The organism is Streptomyces sp. NPDC059247, from assembly GCF_042754005.1.
Lineage (GTDB): Bacteria > Actinomycetota > Actinomycetes > Streptomycetales > Streptomycetaceae > Streptomyces.
In genome coordinates, this window is sequence record NZ_JBHYZW010000008.1 from 1 (window position 1) to 21,647 (window position 21,647).

The following is a 21,647-nucleotide window of genomic DNA, read 5'->3' on the forward strand; positions in this document are numbered from 1 at the left end:
CCATGAGACCGCCCCCGACCACCTATCAGCCCACTACACTCCCGCCGCCCGGTGAAAGCCACAGCTCAGACAGCGAAATCCTGCTGGAGTACTAGGTGTCTGAGGCAGGGCCCGGCGCAGTCCCCGGCGGAGACGGAGGAACGCGGCCTCCTCCTGCTCGGTGGAGGGGTGCAGGCGTTCCGCAGCGGAGTGACCGGTGACGAACCAGCACTTCCAGGCCTACGGTCCTCCGGACCGCCAGGCACCCCGGCACCCCGGCACCCCGGCACCCCGGCACCCCGGCACCCCGGCACCCCGGCACCCCGGCACCCCGGCACCCGAGCCGTACAGCAGGATGGTGGCGAGTCGGCTGTCAGGTTCACGGGCGGTCGGGGCGACGACATCGACCGGGTAACGGCCGACCGCGTACGGCACCGTGCTCGCCATGAGCTCCTGGACGCTGCGGAGGCGGCCTCGGCAAGGGCATCACCGCAGCGCTCTCGGGCATGGGGGCTCGGCTCGGGTGAGCCAGGTGCGGCAGTCCGCACGGACAAATCCCGTGTGGGGCGCGGCTTCGGGATCGTCGAGGAACTCTCCCGTGGTGGTCGAGTAGCGCTTGAACAGCGACCATGCCCCCGGCGCGGGCATCAGTGCGTCCTTGACCGTGGCGGTCGACGTCCGGACCGCGAGCGCCGACAACGTCCTTGCCTGCGCCGAGCGGTCGGGGCCAGTCAGGTCCCGGCTCGCTTCCCGCCGCTCAAGACCTGAAGGTGAGAAGCGGGATGGCAGCGGTCGAGGCGAGGCGAGAGAGCCGCCCGGCCGGGTGTCCAGGGTGAGCTGATGGACGGCGTGGCCGAAGGGCTGGGAGCCGGTCGGTCGCGTACTCGTGGATCAGCGGCGGCCACCGGCGCCGGAGGCCGGTCAGGAGACCTTGTGCACCCGCTGGCTGGTCAGCTCGTACCGGGCGCCGATCACCGCGAGACGCCCGTCGGCGATCCGGACGGCGAGATCCGGCTCCGCCACCAGAAGGTCCCGCACCCGCCGTACGTTCTCGGTGACCGCCGCGTCCACCCGCGCCTCGCCGTGGAGCCGGTAGTCGATCGCCGGGCGGATCCGGTCCGCCAGGAAGCCGATGTGGGCCGGAAGCTCCGCGCCGTCGTCGGCGTGGACGGCCGCGGCGACCGCCCCGCACCCCTGATGGCCCAGGACGACGATCAGCGGGACGGCGAGCTCCAGCACGCCGTAGGCGATGCTGCCCAGGACCGCCTCGTCCAGGACCTCGCCCGCCGACCGCACGGTCAGCAGATCACCCAGCCCCTGATCGAAGACCAGCTCGGGCGGCACCCGCGAGTCCACGCACCCCAGCACCACCGCGAAGGGATGCTGCCCGCCCACCAGGGCCCTGCGCACATCGACGGCCCGGTCCGGATGGCTCTCGTGGAACGTCCGCCACCGCACGTTCCCCTCCGACAGCTCCCGCCACGCCCGCGCAGGTCCCGAGGGCCTCGACCCGACGGCGGCCACCGGTACGGGCCGCGCGCCGGACATCGCCGACGGCCCGCACACCAGACCGGCCACCAATGCCGCCAGCCCTCCCAGCCCCGCCCGCACCAGACGGCGCCGCGCAGTGAACATTCCCGGCCCGTCATCACGATTGACGCTCATGCCCGGACAACCTAGACCCGCCCGCGCCCCGGACACCGGGCTCCGCACCGGCCCCGGGCGGGCTCCGGCACGCCCGCGATACGGCCGACGCCTGTGCCAGAGGGTCAGTTCCCGCTGCCCGCCCCGTACGTTCCCGATGCCCGAGCGGGTGAAGCACACCGACGCCATCATTGACCGCCTCAGCCAGACGGGCGAGGCCCTTGGGGAGGACCTGTCCCGGACAGCGTCGGGGCGGTGAGCCGCGCCCGCGCGTTCCCCACCGAACCGGGCGCGTCGAGTCGGACCGTCTCATCGACGGCCCCAGGCTTCCGCTTTCACCAGCGCCACCGGAATCACGGCGCCACGGACGGACCCGCTCCGTCCACCCGACCACGGGACAGAGGCCGCTGGGGCGATAGGGGTGATTGGGGCAGCTGTGGTGAGTGGGACGGCTGAGGCAGGCACATGGTTGCGGGGCCGGAAGGGAGCCGGGATACTTCGCGGACCCCCGACGGAAGGACCCCCGTGCCACGGATACGCCCTGTCTCGCTCGGTCTCGCCCTGGCCAGTACCGCGCTCGTCCTCGGAACGCCACCGGCCTCGGCCACCGCCCCGGCCACGGGCGCCGCGCCGGTCACCGTCGAGGAGACCCGGCTCGATCGGGCCGCGCCCCAGGAGATCCTGCGCCGCAGCGGGTTCGACGCCGTGGCACGGGAGTTCGCGGACGCGCTGGCGGACGCCGACTCCTACCGGGAGGCCGAGCGGACCGTCGAGCGCCAGGGCGCGGGGCTGTGGCGACGCGCCGTCGACCGGGCGCAGGGGCGGGGGCCCGCCCGTGGCGATCTCAGCCGGGACGACGACCGGCCGCTGTACTGGGCACGGCTCGGCATGACCCGCGAACTGCGGTCCTGGCAGGCCGGATTCGCCCTCGACGACACCGCGCGGGCGCGTCTGCTCGACCGGCTCGAACGGTCCTCGCGAGGCCAGGACTCGATCCGCTACCCGGGGAAGGGCAAGAAGAACAAGGCCGTCAAGCGGGTCCTCATGACGGGCTTCGACCCCTTCACGCTGGACCGGGACACCCGGATCAGCAACCCTTCCGGCGCCACCGCGCTGGCCCTGGACGGCACCTTGATCCGTACGGCGGACGGTGGCCTCGCCCGGATCGAGACAGCCGTCTTCCCGGTCCGCTGGCAGGACTTCGCCGACGGGAGCGTGGAGCGGACGCTGCGCGCGCACCTGCCGGAGGTGGACCTGTTCACGACGGTCAGTCAGGGGCGGGTCGGCCGGTTCGACATCGAGCGCCACAACGGGGCCTGGCGCGGCGGTTTCCCCGACAACGAGAACCTCTCGCGGACGGAGACGGTTCCGGTGGCCGACCCGGCCACGCAGCCCCAGTGGACGACGACGACCCTCCCGTACCGGGCGATCGTGGCGGCGGACACCGGACCGTTCCCGGTGTACGACAACACCACGGTGACCGAGGTACCGGCCGGGGCGAGCGCGCCGGTGAACCGTGCCGACGGACCCACCACCGGCTCGGCCGCCCGCGCGGGCGGCGGCGGGAACTACCTCTCCAACGAGATCGCCTACCGCGCCACCCTGCTGCGCGACCGGCTGGGCCTGCCGGACCTGCCCGGCGGCCATGTCCACACCCCGGTCCTGCAGTTCGGCGCGAACAACGCCGACCCGGCGACGGGCACGGTCACCGACCCGGAGTTCGTCCGCAACCGTCTGGACATCATCGCCCAGGTCCGCGCCGTGATCGGGGTGGCCGCTTCGTCCTGAGGACTGCCCGGAGGGCGCCGCGAAGAGCGGCGCCCGACCGGCGCGGGCCGTCCTGGTCACCACGGATCTGGTGGCAGCAGCCGTGGGGGCGTGATCCCGGCAGCGGCCGTCCTCGGCGCGCTGGCAATGCCCTTGCTCTACGGCGCCGCCGTCGTGCTGGGCTCCCTCTCCGTCCTGTGGGACGCCGCATCGATGACCTCCGTCGTGCCTGCCCCTGGAGGCCCCGGTCGACTTCACCGCACCAATACGCGGATCACGGCCGTGACCACCGTCGCCAGAGCCATCGGGGCGGGGCGGGGTCGGATCCGTGCTCGCCGCCGTGGCCCGGCCAGCTCGCACCCTGCTCGCCGACACCCCCGCCTACCTCGTCGCCGCGTGGTGCGCCTCCCGGACACGGTCACTACCGGCACCAGCCCGATGCCGGGCGGCACGACAGTCGGTGTGGTCGGAGATCCAAGAGGGCCTCGCCCACTCCGTACGCGCCCCCCGTTCCGCGCCCTCCGCTCTCGGTCCTGGCCGCCCCGGCACCGCTACCGCCCTGACCAGCACCCTGCTCGCCCACCACCTTCTCGTCACCCTGCGGGCCAGGCACCGGCCTCGGGCCGGTCATGGCGGCGAGCAGCCTCGGCGGACTCACCGGCGCTCTCGCGGGGCCGCGTCTCGTCCCGCCGGTACGACTCCGGCCCCATCCTGGCCTGGGGACTCACCACCTACGCGGTCATGCGGATACCCGTACCGCTCACACACCCCGGGCCCGGCTGGCTCCAGACCGTCGCCCACACGCACAACCTCGCCCTCGCCCTCGACCTCGCCGCAGGATCAGGAACGCCACAGACTCAGTCCTGACCCGACCAGACGCAACCTTCTGCAACACGCCTCAGGGATCCGGCCAATGATTGCCTGATCCTCAACACCCTTTGCCCGTACGAGCGATGATCCGGGGCGCTGACGGGGGTCTGGATCAGGGCGATGAGTCCGGGTGCTGTCAGCAGGCTCCCGGACGTCCGTGGAAGCCCGCGCCCTGTCGACGTACGACGAGAACGGCGGAACACCCGCCCGGACCGGCCCGGACTACCCCGGACGGGTGCGGCGGGGCGTGCCGGGGCGCCCACGGGGCATGAGCCGTGCTGTCGCCCCGGCGGCGCCGCCTCAGCCCGTCGGGGGGCGGTCCAGGATCAGATCGCCCGCGCGCTGGAGGACTTCGAGCCGGGTACGGCCGTTGTGGTCGGCGGCCAGGGTGTGGCGGGCCACTGTCATGCAGAACGCCAGCAGGCTGCGGGCTTCCACCTCGTCGGGGTCGGTGCAGAAGGTGCCGATCATCTCGCGCAACAGCTCCATGCGCCGGTTGTCGACGCGCCGCAGGCGCTCCGCCACGGACGGATCGCGGCGGGCCCAGTCGCGTACCGCGAGGTCGACGGGGAGCAGTTCGTCGGAGAAGGTCAGCAGGCCCGCGCGCTGGACCTTCGTCTTCGGGTCGCCGCCCTCGCGCTGGACCTGCGCGATCACCTCGTCGGTGCTCTCCCGCTCCCAGGAGTCCAGCATGGCCGTCAGCAGTGCGTCGCGATCCGCGAAGTACCCGTAGAACCCCCCTTTGGTGACGCCGAGCCGCTTGGCGAGGACCTCGATGCGGACGGCGTCCGCACCGCCGTCGGCGAGGGCCCGCAGACCCTCCTCCACCCAGCGCTCACGCGGCGTGCGAGCTGCGCCCATGGTGTGCTCCACCTCACTCGGTGCACTGATATACGGCTCCGTATATCAGTGCCTAGGATTCGTTCTGTACGCCAGCGTACAAAGGGAGAGGGAGAACAGCGCCATGAGGCTTCCCCGTACGGCACACACCGAACATCCGTGGCGGATCCACGCCGTCGCACCCGACTTCGGGGTCGAGGACGTGTGGTCCTTCCGCACCCCCGGCGCCGGGCCCGACGACTTCCCCGTGATGCTCGCCGCGATGCGCGCGCACGGCGGCCTCGCCCGGCAACCGCCCGCGGTGCGGTTCCTCTTCGCCGTGCGCTGGAAGCTGGGCAGGCTGTTCGGCTGGGACCGGCCGGAGGCGGGCCTCGGGGGCCGCGCCGGGTCACTGCGCGAACGGCTCCCGGACGATCTGCGGAACGCGCCCGTCGCGCCGGAGCCCGGCGGCAGCCCCTTCACTCCGCTCTACGACCTGCCCCGCGAATCCGTGCGGGAACTCGCGAACGGCACCGGCCACTCCCTGATGCACCTGGGGTGGGCACCCGCGCCAGGAGGTGACGGGGAGTACGAACTGCGGATGGCGGTCCTGGTCAAGCCCAACGGGCGGTTCGGGAGCCTCTACATGGCCCTCATCGCGCCGTTCCGGTATCTGGTCGTCTATCCGGCACTGACCCGGATGTGGGAGCGCGCCTGGCGCGAGCACGGGCGGCCGGACGCGCGGGCCGAGGCCCACCCCTCCAGCCCGGTCCCCCCGATGTGAGGTGCTACTGACCCGGACGCACCACGGCCCCGACCAGGGTGTCTGTCCGGTCGGGGCCGCCTTCGTGGCCAGGCCGGGTACCGGGCCCGTGGTAGGTCGGCCAGCGGAGGGACGCTGTCCTGCGGGTCAGGTGAGCAACCCGATGATCTGGGCCTGGTCGATCTTCTTGCCGAGGGCATCGGCCTTCTGGCCCAGGTCCCGACCCGGAGGCGTACCGGGAGCGAGGTCGGGCTTGATGATCCCGCACCCGAGGTCGTGCTTCTCCGCGACCTCTTCGCATTCGAACCGGCTGGTCGGGGCAGCGAGTTCGCTGTGGGCGACGGGACCCTCGGGCACGCGGGAACTCCGGCCAGGGTGAGAGCGATGGCCGGAAGGTCCGCGACGACGTGCCCGCGCACCGCCCTGACCGGACCGGACCGGCTGAAGCTTCCTGGAGGGGCAGGGCGGTCATCAGCCTGGTGACTCCTCACGCTCCGGCGAGGAACTCGGTGGCACCGCGGAGCCTGACGGTCAGCCTGCGCTGGGTGGCCCGGTTGTCGAGGCGTACGTCGAGAGCTCCCGGCAAGCGCGTGTCCGCGCGAAGTCCTGCCGGAAGCCTGGCCGGGTCGATCCGGTCGCGGCGGGCGACGAGGACGCCGAGGGCGTAGCGGCTGAGGGCGTCGGGTCCGGCCAGGTGGAAGACACCGGTCTCGTCGGAGGCGGCCAGTTCCCAGAGGGCCGCCGCCGGATCGACCACGTGTACGGGGCAGCGGACGTCGTCCGTGAAGAGGGCGCCTTCCCTTCTGCCGGTGGCGAGTTCGTGCACGACGCGCTCGTGCTCCGATCCGCCGCTGCCGATGATGAGCGAGGTCCTCGCCACCACCGCGGAAGGGTGCAGGAGCCGGACCGCCGTCTCGGCGGCGGCCTTCGCGGCCCCGTAGGGGGTGACGGGGTCGGGGAGCGCTGTCTCCGCGTAGTGGACGTGGCGGCCTGAGAAGACGGCGTCGCTCGACACGTGCACCAGACGGATCTTCCGCCGGGCCGTCGCCCGGGTCAGGCGGACCGAGCCGTCTGCGGTGACAGCCCAGTCGTCATCACCGCTGGAGGCGTTGATGACGGCACGCGGGGCCACCGAGTCGAGGAGATCGTCGAGACGGCGGGGGTCGCGCAGGTCGAGGTGGTGCCACGAAGTCCCGGAAGCCCTGCCGGGACGGGAGTTGAACGTCGCGGCCGTGGTGTGACCGAGAGCCGGTGCCTGACGCACCAGCTCGGTCCCCAGGAACCCGGTGGCTCCGATGATCAGTACTGTCATGCCCGCACACGCTAACGCGAGACGCGGGCGACCCCCGTCCTTCACGAGGGAGCGGGGGATGGTGTGGTCGAAATGCGGTGGCCGACCGCCGTGGACGCCGGGCTCCGGGCGATCGCGCGCGCCCGATGGTTCCTTGTCCGGGATGGTGCAGCGGATACACCGGAACGAGTGTCTGGCGGGTGGTGTCCTTGATCGGGGGAACCGAGGGGCTGGGCATGATCATGAACTCGAAATCCGTACCCGTTCTCCCGCTCGCGGCTGCGGCCCTGCTGGTCCTGGGCCAGCGGACTGCGACGGCTGCCGAGCGGCAGCCTTTCGAGCGGACGCATCAGGAACGAACACCAGGAGAACCTGGTCGAGCCGGGCCGCATCTGCTTCCCGGTGCCACCTGACCGTGAGGACGGTGTTCCTGGTGCGGCTTCCCCGCCAGGCGGGCTGCCCGTCGCCGCTGTCAGGACGGGGGCCGCCAGGAGCAGGCCGACGAGCCGGGCGAGGCGGCCGACGACGGGCCGACGGGTGAGCAAGGCCCCGGGGAGTGCGGCTCGGCCTGTGGTGGTGGCGCGGGGGCGGTTCCGTGGTCTTTCGGGGTGACGTCCGGGCGCGCCGTACGCGGTGGCGGCGGATGCCCGGGTACGACGGAGGTCGTTGTCCGCGTCGACGGTGCCGTTCCGGTGCCGTCGGCCGTCCGCAGGAGGGATCGTCTTGCCGCTACCCACGGCCTTCGACCACCGGGCGAAGAGCTACAGCGTCGCGCACGCCTACTGGCTGGCGAAGGCGTCGGAGCTCGCCTACGAGGACGAAGCCGCCATCGAGCGGCAAGCCCGCGCCTGGGGCTTCGGCCAGGTACGTCATCACCAGACCCGGTTCACGCCGCCCTTCCCGCTGAAGGACACCCAGGCGTACACGATGGCCAGCGACGACATGATCGTGACGGCGTTCCGTGGCACGGAACCGGCGGAGATCCGCGACTGGCTCTCCGATTCCTCCACTCCGCCCTGGCCCGGCCCCGCCCGCACCGGCTACGTCCACTACGGCTTCGCCGAGGCGCTGGAGTCGGTCTTCCCCGAACTCCGGGGCACCCACGCCGAGCTGGGCGGCGGAGGGCGGTCCGTGTGGTTCACCGGCCACAGCCTCGGTGGAGCCCTGGCGATGCTGGCCGCCACCCGGATGTATCTGGAGGACCCGCGCCTGCGGGCCGACGGGGTCGTCACGTTCGGCCAGCCCCGCACCTGCGACCGGCTTCTCGCCGCCGCCTGCGACAAGGGCTTCAAGGGACGCCTGTACCGGTTCGTGAACAACAACGACATCGTGCCGCAGTTGCCTCCGGAGCCGGTCTACACCCACGTCGAGACGCTGAAGTACATCGATTCCTCCGGCCGTCTGCGCGATTCCATGGGCCTGGTCGCCGGGCTCGCCGACCGGGCCAGGGGCCTGACCGCCGACGCGTTCGCCCCGGCCACCGACGGCGTACGCGACCACGCGATCGGACGCTACCTCGCCGCCCTGGAGCAGAACCTCACCTGACCCGAGCCGGGGCGACCCACCGGGTCCGTTCGTCACGGTGCTCAGCGAGGTCCACCGGGAGCGGAAGCGCTTCTCCTCGACGCCGGGGCGCCGGGTTCCAGGCCGGTTGGTCAGCGTTCCGGGAGAGGGGTGTGAACAGTTCGTGCGGCAGGGGCGCCGGTGCTGGAGGTCCTGCGGCGCCGGGGTGGCCCGGGGGCTCGGCCGACGGCGAGCGCGGTTGTCCGGGCTCGCCCGGGGCGGCCGACCGCTCGGCCAGGGCCGGTCCAGGACTGAGACCTGGCGACCTGGCGACCTGGCGACCTGCGACGATCACGGCGCCACCGGTCACCGGTCCGTCGGAATGGGTCTGAGCCTGGCTGGCCGGTACGTGTGCGCCGTCCAGGTTCCCTACATGGTCGAGCCCGCGCAGCAGCCGAGTCCTGAGCCAGCGGGCCAGGGGGCGTTCGTCCAACCGGTGCAGGAGGCAGGCCGTCCTGCGAATGACGGCCAGCGACACCGCTGCGGCGGCCGGCGGGGGCATGGCCGTCCGCAGGGCGTTTCACCAGGACGATGCCGATCGACATGTGCAGCAGGTACAGCGGATACGTCAGAGCGGCGGCCTCCCTCAGCCATACGGTCTCGCGCCGCAGGTCGGGCGCGCTCAGCGCGATCAGGGCCAGAGCGGCGAGTGCGGCGAAGACGGTCAGTTGAGTCAGCCACAGGGCGACGGCCTGAGCGCCAGGGGACAAGTTCTCCGCGAGGCGTGCCGGTAGATGGCGCTGGGCCAGGACCTGACATGCTGCGATCAGGACCCACAGCGGGGCGGACGGGCCGAAGCGGCGCATGAGGTGGAACGCGATGCCCGCGCCGAAGTACGGCTGGTACGCGGGCATGTCCCACAGCGTGTTGTGGGCGGTCGGCGCGAAGGCCATCGCCGTGGCCGTGAGTTCGGAGCGTCAGGGCGTCTCCTGAACTCCGCTGGCACGGCGATCGCCGAGGCCGCCTTCGAACGCATCCGGTGCGGTACGTCCCTGACATCGGACATGCGCCCCGGTTGTCGGAGGGTGCCGCTACGGTGCCCCCATGACCGAACTTTCCTCCCTCACAGCCCAGTCGGCCGCCCCGATACCCCCGTCCTCGACCGAGCCGCAGGACAGCGGGGAGCGGCGGGCGGACTGGGACCGGCAGCTCGCGGACGCCTTCGCCGTTCTCGTCGGCAGTCCCCTGGACGCGTTCGACCCGGCCTCGGTCTACGCCGTCTGCCTGGGTGGCAACGCGCTGGACGAGTCCGGGTTCCGCCAGGATCCCGCCTGGGTGCGCCCTGCGGTGTTGAGCGGTGCCGAGCCGGTTGCCGGAGAGCACTTCCTGATCCATGGCGCGGTGCGGCCTCAGCCTTTCGACGCGGCCGGATCGGTCTTCGAGCTCTGGGTACCGCCGGGTGAGGCGACGGCGCTTCCGGCGGACTTCGCCGCCGCTCTGCCGGACGTCTGCTTCGACCAGGGCCTGGTGTGGGGTGCCGATCTCGCGGCGCTGGCGGAGCGGTACGGGGTGGATCTCGCCGATCCCGCTCTCGCCGGTACCTGGACGGTCTACCTCCCCAGGCTGGTCTCCGACGGCACCCTTCTCGACGCGCTGAGGGTCGCCCTCATCACCGGCCACGGCCCCGAGGACCTCCTGTTCCGTACGACCGGACCCGAGGAAGCAACAGGAGAGGAATACGGGACGCCGTACGCGGCGGTGTGGCAGGAGGACTGGGAGGAGGAACTGGCCGCGATCACCCACCCCGGACTCCGTTCACACCTGGGCTACTTCTGCACCGATGGCGAGGTGGCACTGATGCCCCTCGGTGACGACGCCGGAGCGGGAGGCTTGGAGGCCCAGGGCTGTGAAGCGGTCGCGGGATGGGAAGACGGGCACGGCCAGCTCGACATCACCGTCATCCGGCTCGGTGACCGCGTCACGAGACCGCGCCGGGTCACCCACCCCTGACCACCGACCACCGACCACCGACCACCGACCACCGCCAGAAGGATCCGCTTCCGCGCCGTGAGCACCCACTGAACCCTCCCGCGGCGCTCCACCCGACGCTGAGGCCGATACCCACGCCAGCGGGGGCCGCCTCCCGCCGCGCCTGCCCCGGTGCTCTCAAAGGCCGGGACCCGTCGCGTGGTCAGTCCCCCCGGCAGCCCGGACCTGTCCGCCCCCAGGGCCGGACCGGGAATGGTCACCGGCAGCTCGGAGACTCCGCCGATCAGGGATCCGTCGAGGAAGGGCAGTTCCTCCGCCGGGCCCGCGAGGGTGAGGCCGGGGTAGCGACGCAGGAGCGCCAGGAAGGCCGTGCGGAACTCCAGGACCGCGAGCCGCGCGCCCACGCAGCGGTCGGGACCGTGGCCGAAGGCCAGCTGCGGGCCGGGAACGCGCGTGAGGTCGAAGACGCCCGGGTCCGAGGAGACCCGGGGGTCCCGGTCCCCATGGGTGTGGGAGGGGAGCACGGCCTCCCCGGCGCGGACGAGCGTATTGCCGACGCGAACGTCGGCCGTGGCCAGCCAGGGCAGCGCCGCGTCGGCGATCGCGTCGAAGCGCGGGATCTCGTGGACGGCCCGGTCGACCAGGGCCGGATCCCGGCACAGTAGACGCCACCGCGGCCGGTCAGCGCGCAGTTGGAGCAGCCCGTTGCTGAGGGCAGCGACCACGGTCGCGTGCCCGGCCACGTACGGGTTGATGGCCGTGGCCAGCAGTTCGGTACGGGGCAGGGCCCCGGCGCGACGGCTCCGCAGGAGGGTGCGCAACAGGCCCTCGCCTGGGGCGAGCCCACCACCTGGCCGGGGCCCGTCGAACAGCAGGCGCTCCCCGTGGGCGCGCCGAGCAGGTCGCGGACGACCCCGGTGGCCAGCGGCAGGGAGAAGTTCTGGTGCGGGTCGACGGGGCGGCCCCGGCGCCCAGGGCGTCGACGCCGTCCAGCAGGCGTTCCACCCGTGCTTCGGCGGAGGGGTGCAGCGTCTCGACGGCGGCCGGGTGCAGGGCTGGTGCGTAGAGCCGTCGGACCCGGGTGTGGTCGGGCGGATCCAGACCCAGGAGGCTCGGTCCGTCGAGGTCGGCGCGGGTCATGTGGGGGCCGCCCGGCACGGTGAGCACGGCGCGGCGGCTGAACCGCCGGCCGGTGAGGACCCGTACGACATCGGCGTGCCGTACGGCGAGGTGGGCCAGGTCGCCGCTGGGGCATCGTGACGACAGCCATCCGGTCCTGTTCCAGGAGACCGGTGTGCGGCAGCGGTTCCAGGCAGTTCCGCCGGGCGAAGGGATGGGCGAGCGGCGGGCCGGGGCGGCAGGGGAGCTCGTGCATAGGGGCACCTCTCTGCGGGGAGGTGCCGTCAGGCCCCCCCCGGGGCTCTCCATCTGAGGCAGTCCGCACAGGCGGCGGGGTACTCGTGCGGTAAACGGGGCGGTGGGACAGGTCGGCCCGCCAGTGTTCCCGGAGCGCTGTGGTGACGGGCAGGCCGAGCCACGTGCGCACCCGCTCTGCGGCGCCCGCGTCAGCTCCTCAAAGGTGACGTCCAGGCAGCGGACCCCGGTCTCCGCGCTTGCCCGGAAGGCCCGTAGCCGCTCCAGCGCGGTAGGGGTGGCGGAGGTCAGTTGGCGGCCCACCTCAGGCGGGTCGAGGTGGTCGCTGCGCGCGCCGCGCCCGGCGCGAACCAGCCCGCACGCCGAGCCGATCGCCACATCGGTGTCGCGGTGGAGGACGACCGGACGGACGACCGGACGGGCGCGCGGATGGACAGCGGTCAGGGCCATGCCAGATGTAGGAGGGGCTCTTCAGCGGCGAACGGCTGCCCTCGGGGCCGGGACGGCGGGCGAGGATGTGCTGGAGCTGGGCCCGGTGGAGCCCGTAGGCCTCGGTGAGGTCCTTCTCCGGGAGCCAGGCCGCGTAACCGGGCACGCGGCAGCAGCCGATGGTGGCGAGCACGGAGTCGCGCAGGTCCGTGTTCATCAGGTGCTCGCACTCCTCCGGACAGGTCGCCGACATCAGTTGGATGCGGGCCGGTTCGGGGGCGGTTCGGCGGAGTGCGGCGACATGACGCCGGGCGGCGCGCACGAGCCGTGCCCGGCGGAGGTGAGCGGAGCGAGCAGTTCCTCCAGCCGGGGAGCGCGCGGTGCGGGATGGCGGTCGAGCAGGGTGTGCGGCAGGGTGCTTCGCGGTCGATCATGATGATCGACGTGTGGCGCGTGGAGAAGGAATCCCGCAGCCGCTGCCGCACCCGGTACTCACTCATCTTGGCGTCCAGGGCGTTCCAGATCCGCACGCATCACCGTGGCCCGCGACCCCGCGATCATCTCTCCTGGTCGCAGCGAGAGCCGGGAGGGCTATCCACCATGACGTCTCCGACTCGGATCACCAGAGCATGTTCGGCGGATCACTGATGGGGCTCCGGCCGACGACGCTGGCTGGCTGGCTATCCTCGCGTCGTGAACAGTCACGTGGTTGAGCTGGTGTGGGGCGGCATCGCTCTTGTGGGCGGGGGACTCCTGGCCACCGATGTCCGAGGAATAGCCGCCCGGTGTCAGGTGTTTTCCTATGCCTACCGATCGTGGCCCAGCAGTGTCATCACGTACAGAGTGATCGGAGGCGTCTTCGCCCTCGTCGGGGCAGGGACCCTCGTTGCCGCCGTACTCTGAACCTCAGGTGGTGCTGAAGCGGGACGGTCAGGACGTCGTGCAGGACGCCGAGTGCCGGGCGGTGTCCGGGACCTGGTGCAGCGAGTACGACGGCAGACCCTCACCGCCTCGGGCCGGGGCCGACATCGCCCACGTGATGCCGCTGGCCACAGCCTGGCGGGCGGGCGCCGACCCGTGGGACACCCCCTCGGCGCAAGGCGTTCGTCAACGACCTCGTCCACTCCCCGCTCATCGCCGTCTCCGCAGCATCGAACCGGGCGAAGGGTGACCAGACCCCCGACCCGTGGAAGCCCCCGCCGCAGTCGTACTGGAGCACCTCTTACCTGGCCTGGGGCAGCGTCAAGTACGTCTACGCCCTGAACCTCACCGCTGCCGAGCAGGGCGCCCCGACCACCGTGCTCGGCACCGCCCCACCGGCTGATGCCCAGCCCGGAATCCGGCAGGCGGTCCGTGGCACGGTGTCGCTGGTCCTGCCGTTCCGCTCGTGCGGGGCGACGATCGCCACGTTGCTGCGCGCCGCAGTCGCAGGCGTGCCGCTTCGGCTGGTGACCTGTGTTTCAAGGTCATGGGTCGCCACGTGAGGCGTCCCCTGTTTCAGATTGCGGTGTTCGCCTGCGGCAGTCACGCGTTCACGCTGTCCTGTGAGCATGGGCGATACCCGGCTGGAACGACACCGTGGTCACCGCGCGGCTCGATGTCGGCGGAGGCACCGTGCGCCGCTGGCGCACACGGTTCCCGCGCGACCGCCTCGCGGACTCGCGGACGAGCCGAGGCCCGGAGTGCCAAGGACCGTCACCGACACCCAGATGGAAGAGGTGGTGGTCCGCACCCTCGAAGACGCCTCCCGCGGGCACACACCGGTCCAAGCGGGAACCGGCCGAGGCCATGGGGATCCCGCCCGCGAGCGGGCTGAGGATCCGGCACGCCTTCGGCCCGCAACCGTGGCGGACCGAGACGTTCAAGATCTCCCCGGACCCGTTCCTGACCGACAGGACCCGGGACCCGTGACGTCGTCGGCCCGTGTCTCGCCCCGCCGACGAACACCGTGGTGTTCGCGGCCGACGAGAAACCGCAGATCCAGGCCCTTCAGCGGACCGCACCGGTGCTGCCCATCGGTCCCGGGAGTACCCGAGCGGTGGAGCTTCGACCACGTCCGCCACGGCACCGCCGACCAGATCCTCGACCGCATCCGCCGTCACTGCGACAGGATCTCCGAACCAGGTCACCAGCCGGTGTGGTGCGGGTGGATGCCTCGCTCCCCCACCACGCTCCACCAGTTGGCCCTCACGAACGGGGAACGGGGGAACAGGGGGCGGCAGACCGCGTCAGCACGTACCGACCCGGCCTGAATCAGCGTCGCAGTCAGCCGCTCGCACTTCCCGGTCCGTCATACCTGCGGCGCTTCTCCGCTCTGTAGTCGGTCAGCACCGAGTCAGCACGGGACTCAGCACCGCACCCGTCACATCACCCTGGACCAGGACAACAGAGGCAGCCTCTCCCCCGGCCCCCTCCCCGCCCTCCAGGAGGACCGCAAGGGGTTGCCATGGCGGCTGAGCGTACTCGTCCCTCCCGAACTGTGGTGTCCCACCACATACGCCCCTGATCTGCGCCTTCCTACGGTGTGGCGACAGCGAAACGTCCCCGTACCCGCCTGGAAGTGGTGCACATGGCCGCCGCAACTCCCTCCCCGACGCCGCCCGGTTCCCTCAAGCGCATCGTCGCCGCCAGCCTCATCGGCACCACCATCGAGTGGTACGACTTCTTCCTGTACGGGTCCGCCGCCGCGCTCGTGTTCAACAAGCTGTTCTTTCCCGAGTCCGATCCGCTGGTCGGGACCCTGCTGTCCTTCCTGACGTACGCGGTCGGGTTCGCCGCGCGACCACTCGGCGCGTTGGTGTTCGGGCACTACGGGGACCGGCTCGGGCGGAAGAAGCTGCTGGTGCTCAGCCTGCTGCTGATGGGCGGGGCGACGTTCGCGATCGGGCTGCTGCCGACCCACGCCACCATCGGGTCCGCCGCCCCGGTGCTCCTGACGGTGCTGCGGCTGGTGCAGGGCTTCGCGCTCGGCGGCGAGTGGGGCGGGGCCGTCCTGCTGGTGTCCGAGCACGGGGATGCCAAGCGGCGGGGGTTCTGGGCCTCCTGGCCGCAGACCGGGGCGCCCGCCGGGCAGTTGCTCGCGACCGGTGTGCTGTCGGCGCTGACCGCGCTGCTCTCCGACGCCGCCTTCGCCTCCTGGGGCTGGCGCGTCCCCTTCCTCCTCTCCGGTGTGCTGGTGATCGTCGGGCTCTGGATCCGGCTGTCCGTGGACGAGTCGCCGGTCTTCAAGGCGGCCCTCGCCGCCGCCGAGCGGCGCACGTCCGAGCCCGGGGGCGCCGCCGAGAAGATGCCGCTGGTGGCCGTGCTCAGACACCACTGGCGCGATGTGCTGATCGCCATGGGCGCCCGGATGGCCGAGAACATCTCGTACTACGTGATCACCGCGTTCATCCTCGTGTACGCGACGACCCAGGTCGGGCTCTCCAAGCAGACCGCGCTGAACACCGTCCTCATCGGCTCCGCCGTGCACTTCGCCGTGATCCCGCTCTGGGGCGCGCTCTCCGACCGGCTGGGCCGACGGCCCGTGTACCTGATCGGCGCGGTCGGCGTCGGTGCCTGGATGTTCCCCTTCTTCTCGCTGATCGACCGGGGCACCTTCGGCAGCCTGCTGCTCGCGGTGACCGTCGGCCTGGTCCTGCACGGCGCCATGTACGCGCCGCAGGCCGCCTTCTTCTCCGAGATGTTCGCGACCCGGATGCGCTACTCGGGAGCGTCGATCGGCGCCCAGTTCTCCTCGGTGGCCGCCGGGGCGCCCGCCCCGCTCGTCGCGACGGCGCTGCTCGCCGACCACGGCACCTCGACCCCGATCTCCCTGTACGTGATGGCCGCCGCGCTGCTCACCGTCGTCGCCGTCGTGTGCGCCCGGGAGACCCGCGACCGCGACCTCGGGGAGATCGAAGAGCGGACCGCCCCCGACGCCCGGGTCCGCGCCGACGCCTGACCCGTACGGTACGGATCGGCCCCGCCCCGCTCCCTGTCGAGCGGGGCACGGGCCCGTCCCACGTCAGCGTCCGGCGACCGCGTCGGAGAGCGCGTGCAGGCGCAGCGCCAGCTGGATCTCCAGGGCGCGAGCCGGGGACTGCCAGTCGGGGCCGAGGAGCCGGCCGACCCGGTCCAGGCGCTGGGCCACCGTGTTGACGTGGACGTGGAGCGCGTCCTTGGTGCGGGCGGGGCTCATGCCGCTGGCGAAGTACGCGTCGAGGGTGCGGACCAGGTCGGTGCCCCGGCGCCGGTCGTAGGCGACGACCTGGCCGACCGTACGGTCCACGAAGCCGTCGATGTCCCGGCCGTCGGCGAGCAGCAGGCCCAGAAAGCCGAGGTCCTCCGCGGCGGCGCCCTGACCCGAGCGGTGCAGGAGGCGGAGCGCGTCGAGGCAGCGGCGGGCCTCCTCGTACGCGAGGCCGACCAGGTCCGGGTGGTCGAGCGGGGCGCGCACGGCGGCGGAGGCGCCGACCGTGACCGGCTCGCGCAGGGTGCCGCCGAGGCCTCGGGCGGTCTGCCGGGCGAGGTCGGCGGCGCTCTCCCCGGGTCCCAGGGGCAGCAGCAGGACGGTGCCGCCGTCTCGTGCCGAGGCCAGTCCGCGGCGGGTGGCGGCCAGATGGGTGGCCGCCGACCACAGGCGCTGCCGGTCGGCGCTCTCCCGTCCGCCCGCGTCGGTGTCGGTGTCGGCCGGGCCGTCGGACGCCCGGTCGATCCGGGCGGCGAGCACCACGTGCGGGGCCTCGCTGTCGGCGCGGAGCCGGGCGGCGCGCTCGCGCAGCAGGCCCCGGTCGCGGTCGGGCGCGTCGAGGAGGTCGTCGAGGAGGTCGCCGCGCACCCGCTGCTCGGCCTCGGCCGCCGAGCGGCGGGCGAGCAGGAGGAGGGAGGTGACCAGGGCGGCCCGCTCCAGGGTGCGCTGGTCGACGGGGTCGAGGTCGGGCTGTCCGTGGAGGACGAGGGCGCCCAGGGTCTCGCCGCCCGCGGAGACGGCGGCGACCCAGTCGTCGCCGTCGCGGACCGCGTGGCCGCCCGCGTGCCGGGCGGTGCCCGCGCCCTCCTCGGTGAACTCGACGGTGCCGCCGAGGACTTCGGAGACGGCTTCGGCGACATCCTGGACGCCGCCGCCGTGCAGGACCAGTTCGGAGAGTCGGTCGTGAACCTCGGAGGCCCGCTCGATGACTGCGCTGTGCTCGCGGATGATGTCGTTGGCGCGTTCCAGTTCGGCGAGGGCCGAGCGGGTCTCGGCGAGCAGGTTGGCCGTGTCGATGGCGACGGCGGCGTGCGCGGCGAAGGAGCCGAGCAGGGCGACCTGTTCGCGTCCGAAGACCCTGGCCCTGCGATCGGCGGCGAACAGGACGCCGATGACCTGGCTGCCGAGGCTGAGGGGGACGCCGAGGATGGCGACGAGGCCCTCGTCCCGTACGGCCGTGTCGATGGTCCGGGTGTGCTGGAAGCGCGCGTCGTCGAAGTAGTCGTCGGTGACGTACGGGCGGGCGGTCTGGGCGACGAGGCCGCCGAGCCCTTCGCCCATGCCCAGTCTGAGCTGCTGGAACCGGGCGGAGACCGAGCCCTCGGTGACCCTCATGTAGGTGTCCCCCGCCGCCGGGTCGTTGAGGCTGAGGTAGGCGACCTCGGTGCCGAGGAGGGCGCGGGCGCGCTGGACGATGGCGCGGAGGACCGCGTCGAGGTCGCGGAGTCCCGCGAGGTCGTGGGCGGTGGCGAAGAGGGCGGAGAGTTCCGCCTCGCGGCGCCGCCGCCCCTCCAGTTCGGCCCGGACGCGCAGGGCGAGCTGTTTGGCCTGTTCGAGTCCGGCCAGCGCCTCGGGACCGGCGCCGCTCGCGCGGGCGAGCAGCACGGGCCGGTCGTAGGCCTCCGTGGCGGCTCCCCGGGCGAGGAGTTCCAGGTAGGAGACGTGTTCATGGGACATGGACACAGGGATACCTGCCGTAGGTGTGGTCGCACCACCCCTGTGGACAACCTTCCCGGGGTGGGCCCGCTCGGGGTGCGGGCCGTCGTTCAGTGGGCGGTCCAGCCGCCGTCGAGGGTGAGGGAGGTGCCGGTGATGAACGAGGCCTGGGGGGTGCAGAGGTAGAGCACGGCCTCGGCGACCTCCTCGGGTTCGACGAGCCGCTTGAGCGCGGAGTCCTTCAGGAGGATCTCGGACAGGACCCGCTCCGGGGGGATGCCGTGGGCGGCGGCCTGGTCGGCGATCTGCCGTTCGACGAGCGGGGTGCGTACGTAGCCGGGGCTGACGCAGTTGGAGGTGACCCCGTGCGGGGCGCCCTCCAGGGCGGCGGTCTTGGAGAGGCCCTCCAGCCCGTGCTTGGCGGACACGTACGCGGACTTGAAGGCGGAGGCGCGCAGTCCGTGGACGGAGGACAGGTTGACGATACGGCCCCACCCGCGCGCGTACATGTGGGGCAGGGCGCCCCGGATGAGCCGGAAAGGGGCTTCCAGCATCACGGTGAGAACCGTGTGGAAGACGTCCGGGGGGAACTCCTCGATGGGGCGGACCAGTTGGAGTCCGGCGTTGTTGACGAGGATGTCGGCGCCCGCCGCGGCGGCTTCGGCGGCGTCCAGGTCGGTGAGGTCGAGGAGGCGGGGTTCGAGCTTCCCGGGGAGTCCCTCGGCCGCCCCGGCGAGGGACTCCAGTCCCTCGGCCGCCCGGTCGACGGCCCTGACCCGGGCGCCGCAGGCCGCGAGCCGCAGGGCGCAGGCGCGTCCGATGCCTCCGGCCGCGCCGGTGACGAGCGCGGTGCGGCCGGTGAGGTCGAGGACGACGGCCCGGGAGGGGGGTGCGGGGGCGGGGACGGCCGTCCCGGGGGCATCGGGGCCCTCGGGGCCCGGAACGGCCCGGCCGGGCGGGGTGCCGGGGGCGGCCCGGCCCGGGGTGGTGCCGGGTCCGGGGGCATTACCGGGGCCCTGGGTGGTGCCGGGTCCGGAGGTGGTACCGGTGCCGGGGGCGGTGAGGGGGGCGCTCATGTTCCGCACCCTATGAACGGGCCCCTCCCCCACCCATGTGTGCCGAAGACATAGTTCAGCCGGTTGCCGTGGTGCGGAACCAGGTGGGTTCATCGGCCAGGGCCTTCTCGATCCGCAGATGGGAGAAGCGTTTCATCTCCGGCAGGTCGTCCAGGTCGAACCAGCCGACCTCGGTCGACTCGTCGTCGTTGACGCGCGCCTCGCCGCCCACCGCACGGCAGCGGAAGGCCACGTCCATGAACTGGCAGCGGTCGCCGTTGGGGTAGACGACGGGCTTGCGCAGGGTCTCGACGAGCACGATCCGTTCGACCTCGCAGTGGACCGCCGTCTCCTCGTACACCTCGCGGACCGCGCAGTCGGCGGGCTGCTCACCGGGTTCGACGATGCCGCCGACGACCGCCCAGCGTCCGTCGTCGGACCGCCGTCCGAGGAGCACCCGGCCCCGGTCGTCGAAGACGACGGCGCTCACCCCCGGCAGGAAGAGCAGCTGATGGCCCGCGGTCTCGCGCAGGGCCTGGATGAAGTCTGGGGTAGCCATGGGGCCGACCCTAGATCATCTACGGTGCCGGGCCGGGGCCGCGTCAGGAGGTGGAGCCGGTCCTGCGGGCCCGTACGGAACGGAGGACGGACCAGCCGAGTCCGGCGGCGGCGAGCGCCACGAGGAGCGCCTCGGGCAGGGTTCCCATCCTGGTCGCCGGGGTCAGCGAGGAACGCAGCGGCACCTTCTCGACGAGGACGTCGGGGGTGAACATCTTCGTCTCGGCGACGATCTCGCCGTCGGGGCGGATGATCGCGCTGACCCCGCTGGTGACGGGGACGACGACCGACCGGCTGTGCTCGACCGCCCGGACCCGGGACATCGCGAGCTGCTGGTAGGTCATCTCGCTGCGGCCGAAGGTGGCGTTGTTGCTGGGCACGGTGATGAGCTGGGCGCCATGGGTGACGGTGTCGCGGACGGCCCAGTCGAAGGCCGCCTCGTAACAGGTGGCGAGGCCGACCTTCGTCCCGGCGAGGTCGAACACGCCGATCTTGTCCCCCGGGCCGAAGTCGCGGCGGACCCGGTCGACGTCGCTGTTGAAGATCCGGACGAAGGAGCGCATCGGGATGTACTCGCCGAAGGGCTGGACGTGCCGCTTGTCGTAGGTGGCGACCGGGCCGCGCTTCGGGTCCCACTCGATGAGCGTGTTGCGGAGCTTGCCGGTCTCGGGGGCGACGACCGCGCCGATGACGGTGGGGACGCCGATGTCGCGGACGGCGCCGTCGATCACCTCGGACGCGTCGGCGTTCGCGTACGGGTCGATGTCCGAGGAGTTCTCGGGCCACAGGACGAAGTCGGGCTGCGGCTCGCGGCCCGCCCTGACGTCGTCGGCGAGTTCATGGGTGCGGGCGACGTGGTTGTCCAGGACGGCGCGGCGCTGTGCGTTGAAGTCGAGACCGAGGCGGGGCACGTTGCCCTGGACGGCGGCGACGGTGGCGGTGCCGTCCTCGGCCGTGTCGTCGACCAGCGGGAGCGCGGCGAGGGCGCCGGTGACCGGCAGCAGCACGGAGAGCGCGGCGGCGGTGACCGGGCCGCGCGGGAGGGTGCCGGTGGCGCGGCGGGCGCTGATCCTCCGGTACGCCTCGTACAGGCCGAAGCCGCAGAGGGCGACGGCGAAGCCGAGCACGGGGGTACCGCCCACGGCGGCGAGGGGGAGGAAGATCCCGTCGGCCTGCCCGAAGGCGATCTTGCCCCAGGGGAAGCCGCCGAAGGGCACGCGCGCGCGTGCCCCTTCCGCGAGGATCCACACCCCGGCGGCGAAGAACGGCCACCACGGGAGCCGGGAGACGGCGGCGATGCCGAGTCCGGCGCCCGCGACGAACAGCGCCTCGACACAGGCGAGGGCAAGCCAGGGGACGGGGCCGACCTCCTCACCGGTCCAGACGAGGAGCGGCAGCAGGAAGCCGAGCCCGGCGAGGTAGCCGAGGCCGAACCCGGCGCGAAGGCGACGGCCCCGCAGGGTCCAGCCGAGCAGCGCGAAGGCGGGCAGCGCGAGCCACCACAGGGGGCGCGGCGGGAAGCTCAGATAGAGCAGGAGCCCGGACAGCAGGGCCGTACCGGGCCGGACGAGCCGCCGCAGCCGGGAACCCGGCGTGGGCGCGGGGTCGGCTCCGGACGCGTCGACGGGGGTGATGGTGGTGCTCACCTCGCGGAGTCTACGGGGCGTCCCTGTCGGCCCGGCGGCCGGTGGGGCCGGGCCCGGAACGCTCCGGGGCGGAGGC

At 72.6% G+C, this 21,647-nt stretch carries 16 protein-coding genes and 1 pseudogene; 8 read left to right on the top strand and 9 right to left on the bottom strand.

What is annotated here, in order from left to right:
* Nucleotides 1-900: 900 nt before the first annotated feature.
* Nucleotides 901-1,644 carry a carbonic anhydrase gene (locus ACFXGN_RS16705; RefSeq protein WP_384859199.1) on the bottom strand — a complete coding sequence of 248 codons (744 nt, stop codon included), beginning with the start codon at nucleotides 1,642-1,644 and terminating at the stop codon, nucleotides 901-903.
* Nucleotides 1,645-2,148: 504 nt separating this feature from the next.
* Between ACFXGN_RS16705 and ACFXGN_RS16710 the strand changes: the two genes are divergently transcribed.
* Nucleotides 2,149-3,411 carry a pyroglutamyl peptidase gene (locus tag ACFXGN_RS16710; RefSeq protein WP_384859201.1) on the top strand — a complete coding sequence of 421 codons (1,263 nt, stop codon included), beginning with the start codon at nucleotides 2,149-2,151 and terminating at the stop codon, nucleotides 3,409-3,411.
* A gap of 720 nt (nucleotides 3,412-4,131) precedes the next feature.
* A complete protein-coding gene (locus ACFXGN_RS16715) occupies nucleotides 4,132-4,257 on the top strand; it encodes a hypothetical protein (RefSeq protein WP_384859203.1) in 126 nt (41 codons plus the stop codon).
* Between the two features lie 303 nt (nucleotides 4,258-4,560).
* Here the strand turns inward: ACFXGN_RS16715 and ACFXGN_RS16720 are convergent, their stop codons facing one another.
* Complete coding sequence (locus ACFXGN_RS16720; RefSeq protein WP_384859206.1) at nucleotides 4,561-5,121, bottom strand: TetR/AcrR family transcriptional regulator; 561 nt, start codon at nucleotides 5,119-5,121, stop codon at nucleotides 4,561-4,563.
* Between the two features lie 103 nt (nucleotides 5,122-5,224).
* Between ACFXGN_RS16720 and ACFXGN_RS16725 the strand changes: the two genes are divergently transcribed.
* On the top strand, nucleotides 5,225-5,863 hold the full coding sequence (locus ACFXGN_RS16725; RefSeq protein ID WP_384859208.1) for a DUF2867 domain-containing protein: 639 nt from the start codon (nucleotides 5,225-5,227) through the stop codon (nucleotides 5,861-5,863).
* A gap of 126 nt (nucleotides 5,864-5,989) precedes the next feature.
* Here ACFXGN_RS16725 and ACFXGN_RS16730 read toward each other — a convergent pair whose 3' ends face one another.
* The gene (locus tag ACFXGN_RS16730) at nucleotides 5,990-6,199 is read right to left on the bottom strand and encodes a hypothetical protein (protein ID WP_384859210.1); all 210 of its coding nucleotides are present in this window, start codon (nucleotides 6,197-6,199) and stop codon (nucleotides 5,990-5,992) included.
* A gap of 130 nt (nucleotides 6,200-6,329) precedes the next feature.
* Nucleotides 6,330-7,154: an SDR family oxidoreductase gene (locus ACFXGN_RS16735; protein ID WP_384859212.1), complete on the bottom strand. Its 825-nt coding sequence runs from the start codon at nucleotides 7,152-7,154 to the stop codon at nucleotides 6,330-6,332.
* A 702-nt stretch (nucleotides 7,155-7,856) separates the two neighbouring features.
* On the opposite strand from ACFXGN_RS16735, the gene ACFXGN_RS16740 reads away from it, so the two are divergent.
* Together ACFXGN_RS16740 and ACFXGN_RS16745 are read left to right on the top strand one after the other, a co-directional pair.
* Nucleotides 7,857-8,678: a lipase family protein gene (locus tag ACFXGN_RS16740; protein WP_384859215.1), complete on the top strand. Its 822-nt coding sequence runs from the start codon at nucleotides 7,857-7,859 to the stop codon at nucleotides 8,676-8,678.
* Nucleotides 8,679-9,740: 1,062 nt separating this feature from the next.
* Nucleotides 9,741-10,646 (top strand): hypothetical protein, encoded by a 906-nt coding sequence (locus tag ACFXGN_RS16745; protein ID WP_384859217.1) that lies wholly within the window; start codon nucleotides 9,741-9,743, stop codon nucleotides 10,644-10,646.
* Nucleotides 10,647-10,978: 332 nt separating this feature from the next.
* Here ACFXGN_RS16745 and ACFXGN_RS16750 read toward each other — a convergent pair.
* A pseudogene (locus ACFXGN_RS16750) lies at nucleotides 10,979-11,368 on the bottom strand (cytochrome P450); the annotation flags it as partial.
* Nucleotides 11,369-11,648: 280 nt separating this feature from the next.
* Between ACFXGN_RS16750 and ACFXGN_RS16755 the strand changes: the two are divergent.
* The 3 genes from ACFXGN_RS16755 to ACFXGN_RS16765 all read left to right on the top strand — a co-directional run bounded on the left by ACFXGN_RS16755 (nucleotide 11,649) and on the right by ACFXGN_RS16765 (nucleotide 16,368).
* On the top strand, nucleotides 11,649-11,885 hold the full coding sequence (locus ACFXGN_RS16755; protein ID WP_384859220.1) for a hypothetical protein: 237 nt from the start codon (nucleotides 11,649-11,651) through the stop codon (nucleotides 11,883-11,885).
* Between the two features lie 1,236 nt (nucleotides 11,886-13,121).
* Nucleotides 13,122-13,331, top strand: a complete 210-nt coding sequence (locus ACFXGN_RS16760; RefSeq protein WP_384859222.1) for a hypothetical protein — start codon at nucleotides 13,122-13,124, stop codon at nucleotides 13,329-13,331.
* 1,666 nt (nucleotides 13,332-14,997) lie between these two features.
* Nucleotides 14,998-16,368 (top strand): MFS transporter, encoded by a 1,371-nt coding sequence (locus ACFXGN_RS16765; protein ID WP_384859224.1) that lies wholly within the window; start codon nucleotides 14,998-15,000, stop codon nucleotides 16,366-16,368.
* Between the two features lie 63 nt (nucleotides 16,369-16,431).
* Here the strand turns inward: ACFXGN_RS16765 and ACFXGN_RS16770 are convergent, their stop codons facing one another.
* The 4 genes from ACFXGN_RS16770 to lnt form a co-directional block, all read right to left on the bottom strand.
* Nucleotides 16,432-18,333 (bottom strand): helix-turn-helix domain-containing protein, encoded by a 1,902-nt coding sequence (locus ACFXGN_RS16770; RefSeq protein WP_384859227.1) that lies wholly within the window; start codon nucleotides 18,331-18,333, stop codon nucleotides 16,432-16,434.
* Nucleotides 18,334-18,422: 89 nt separating this feature from the next.
* Entirely contained in the window at nucleotides 18,423-19,388 is a 966-nt protein-coding gene (locus ACFXGN_RS16775) for a 3-hydroxybutyrate dehydrogenase (RefSeq protein ID WP_384859229.1), read from the bottom strand.
* Between the two features lie 55 nt (nucleotides 19,389-19,443).
* A complete protein-coding gene (locus ACFXGN_RS16780; protein WP_384859232.1) occupies nucleotides 19,444-19,926 on the bottom strand; it encodes an NUDIX domain-containing protein in 483 nt (160 codons plus the stop codon).
* A gap of 43 nt (nucleotides 19,927-19,969) precedes the next feature.
* Nucleotides 19,970-21,571 (bottom strand): apolipoprotein N-acyltransferase, encoded by a 1,602-nt coding sequence (gene lnt, locus ACFXGN_RS16785; RefSeq protein ID WP_384859234.1) that lies wholly within the window; start codon nucleotides 21,569-21,571, stop codon nucleotides 19,970-19,972.
* Between the last annotated feature and the right edge of the window lie 76 nt (nucleotides 21,572-21,647).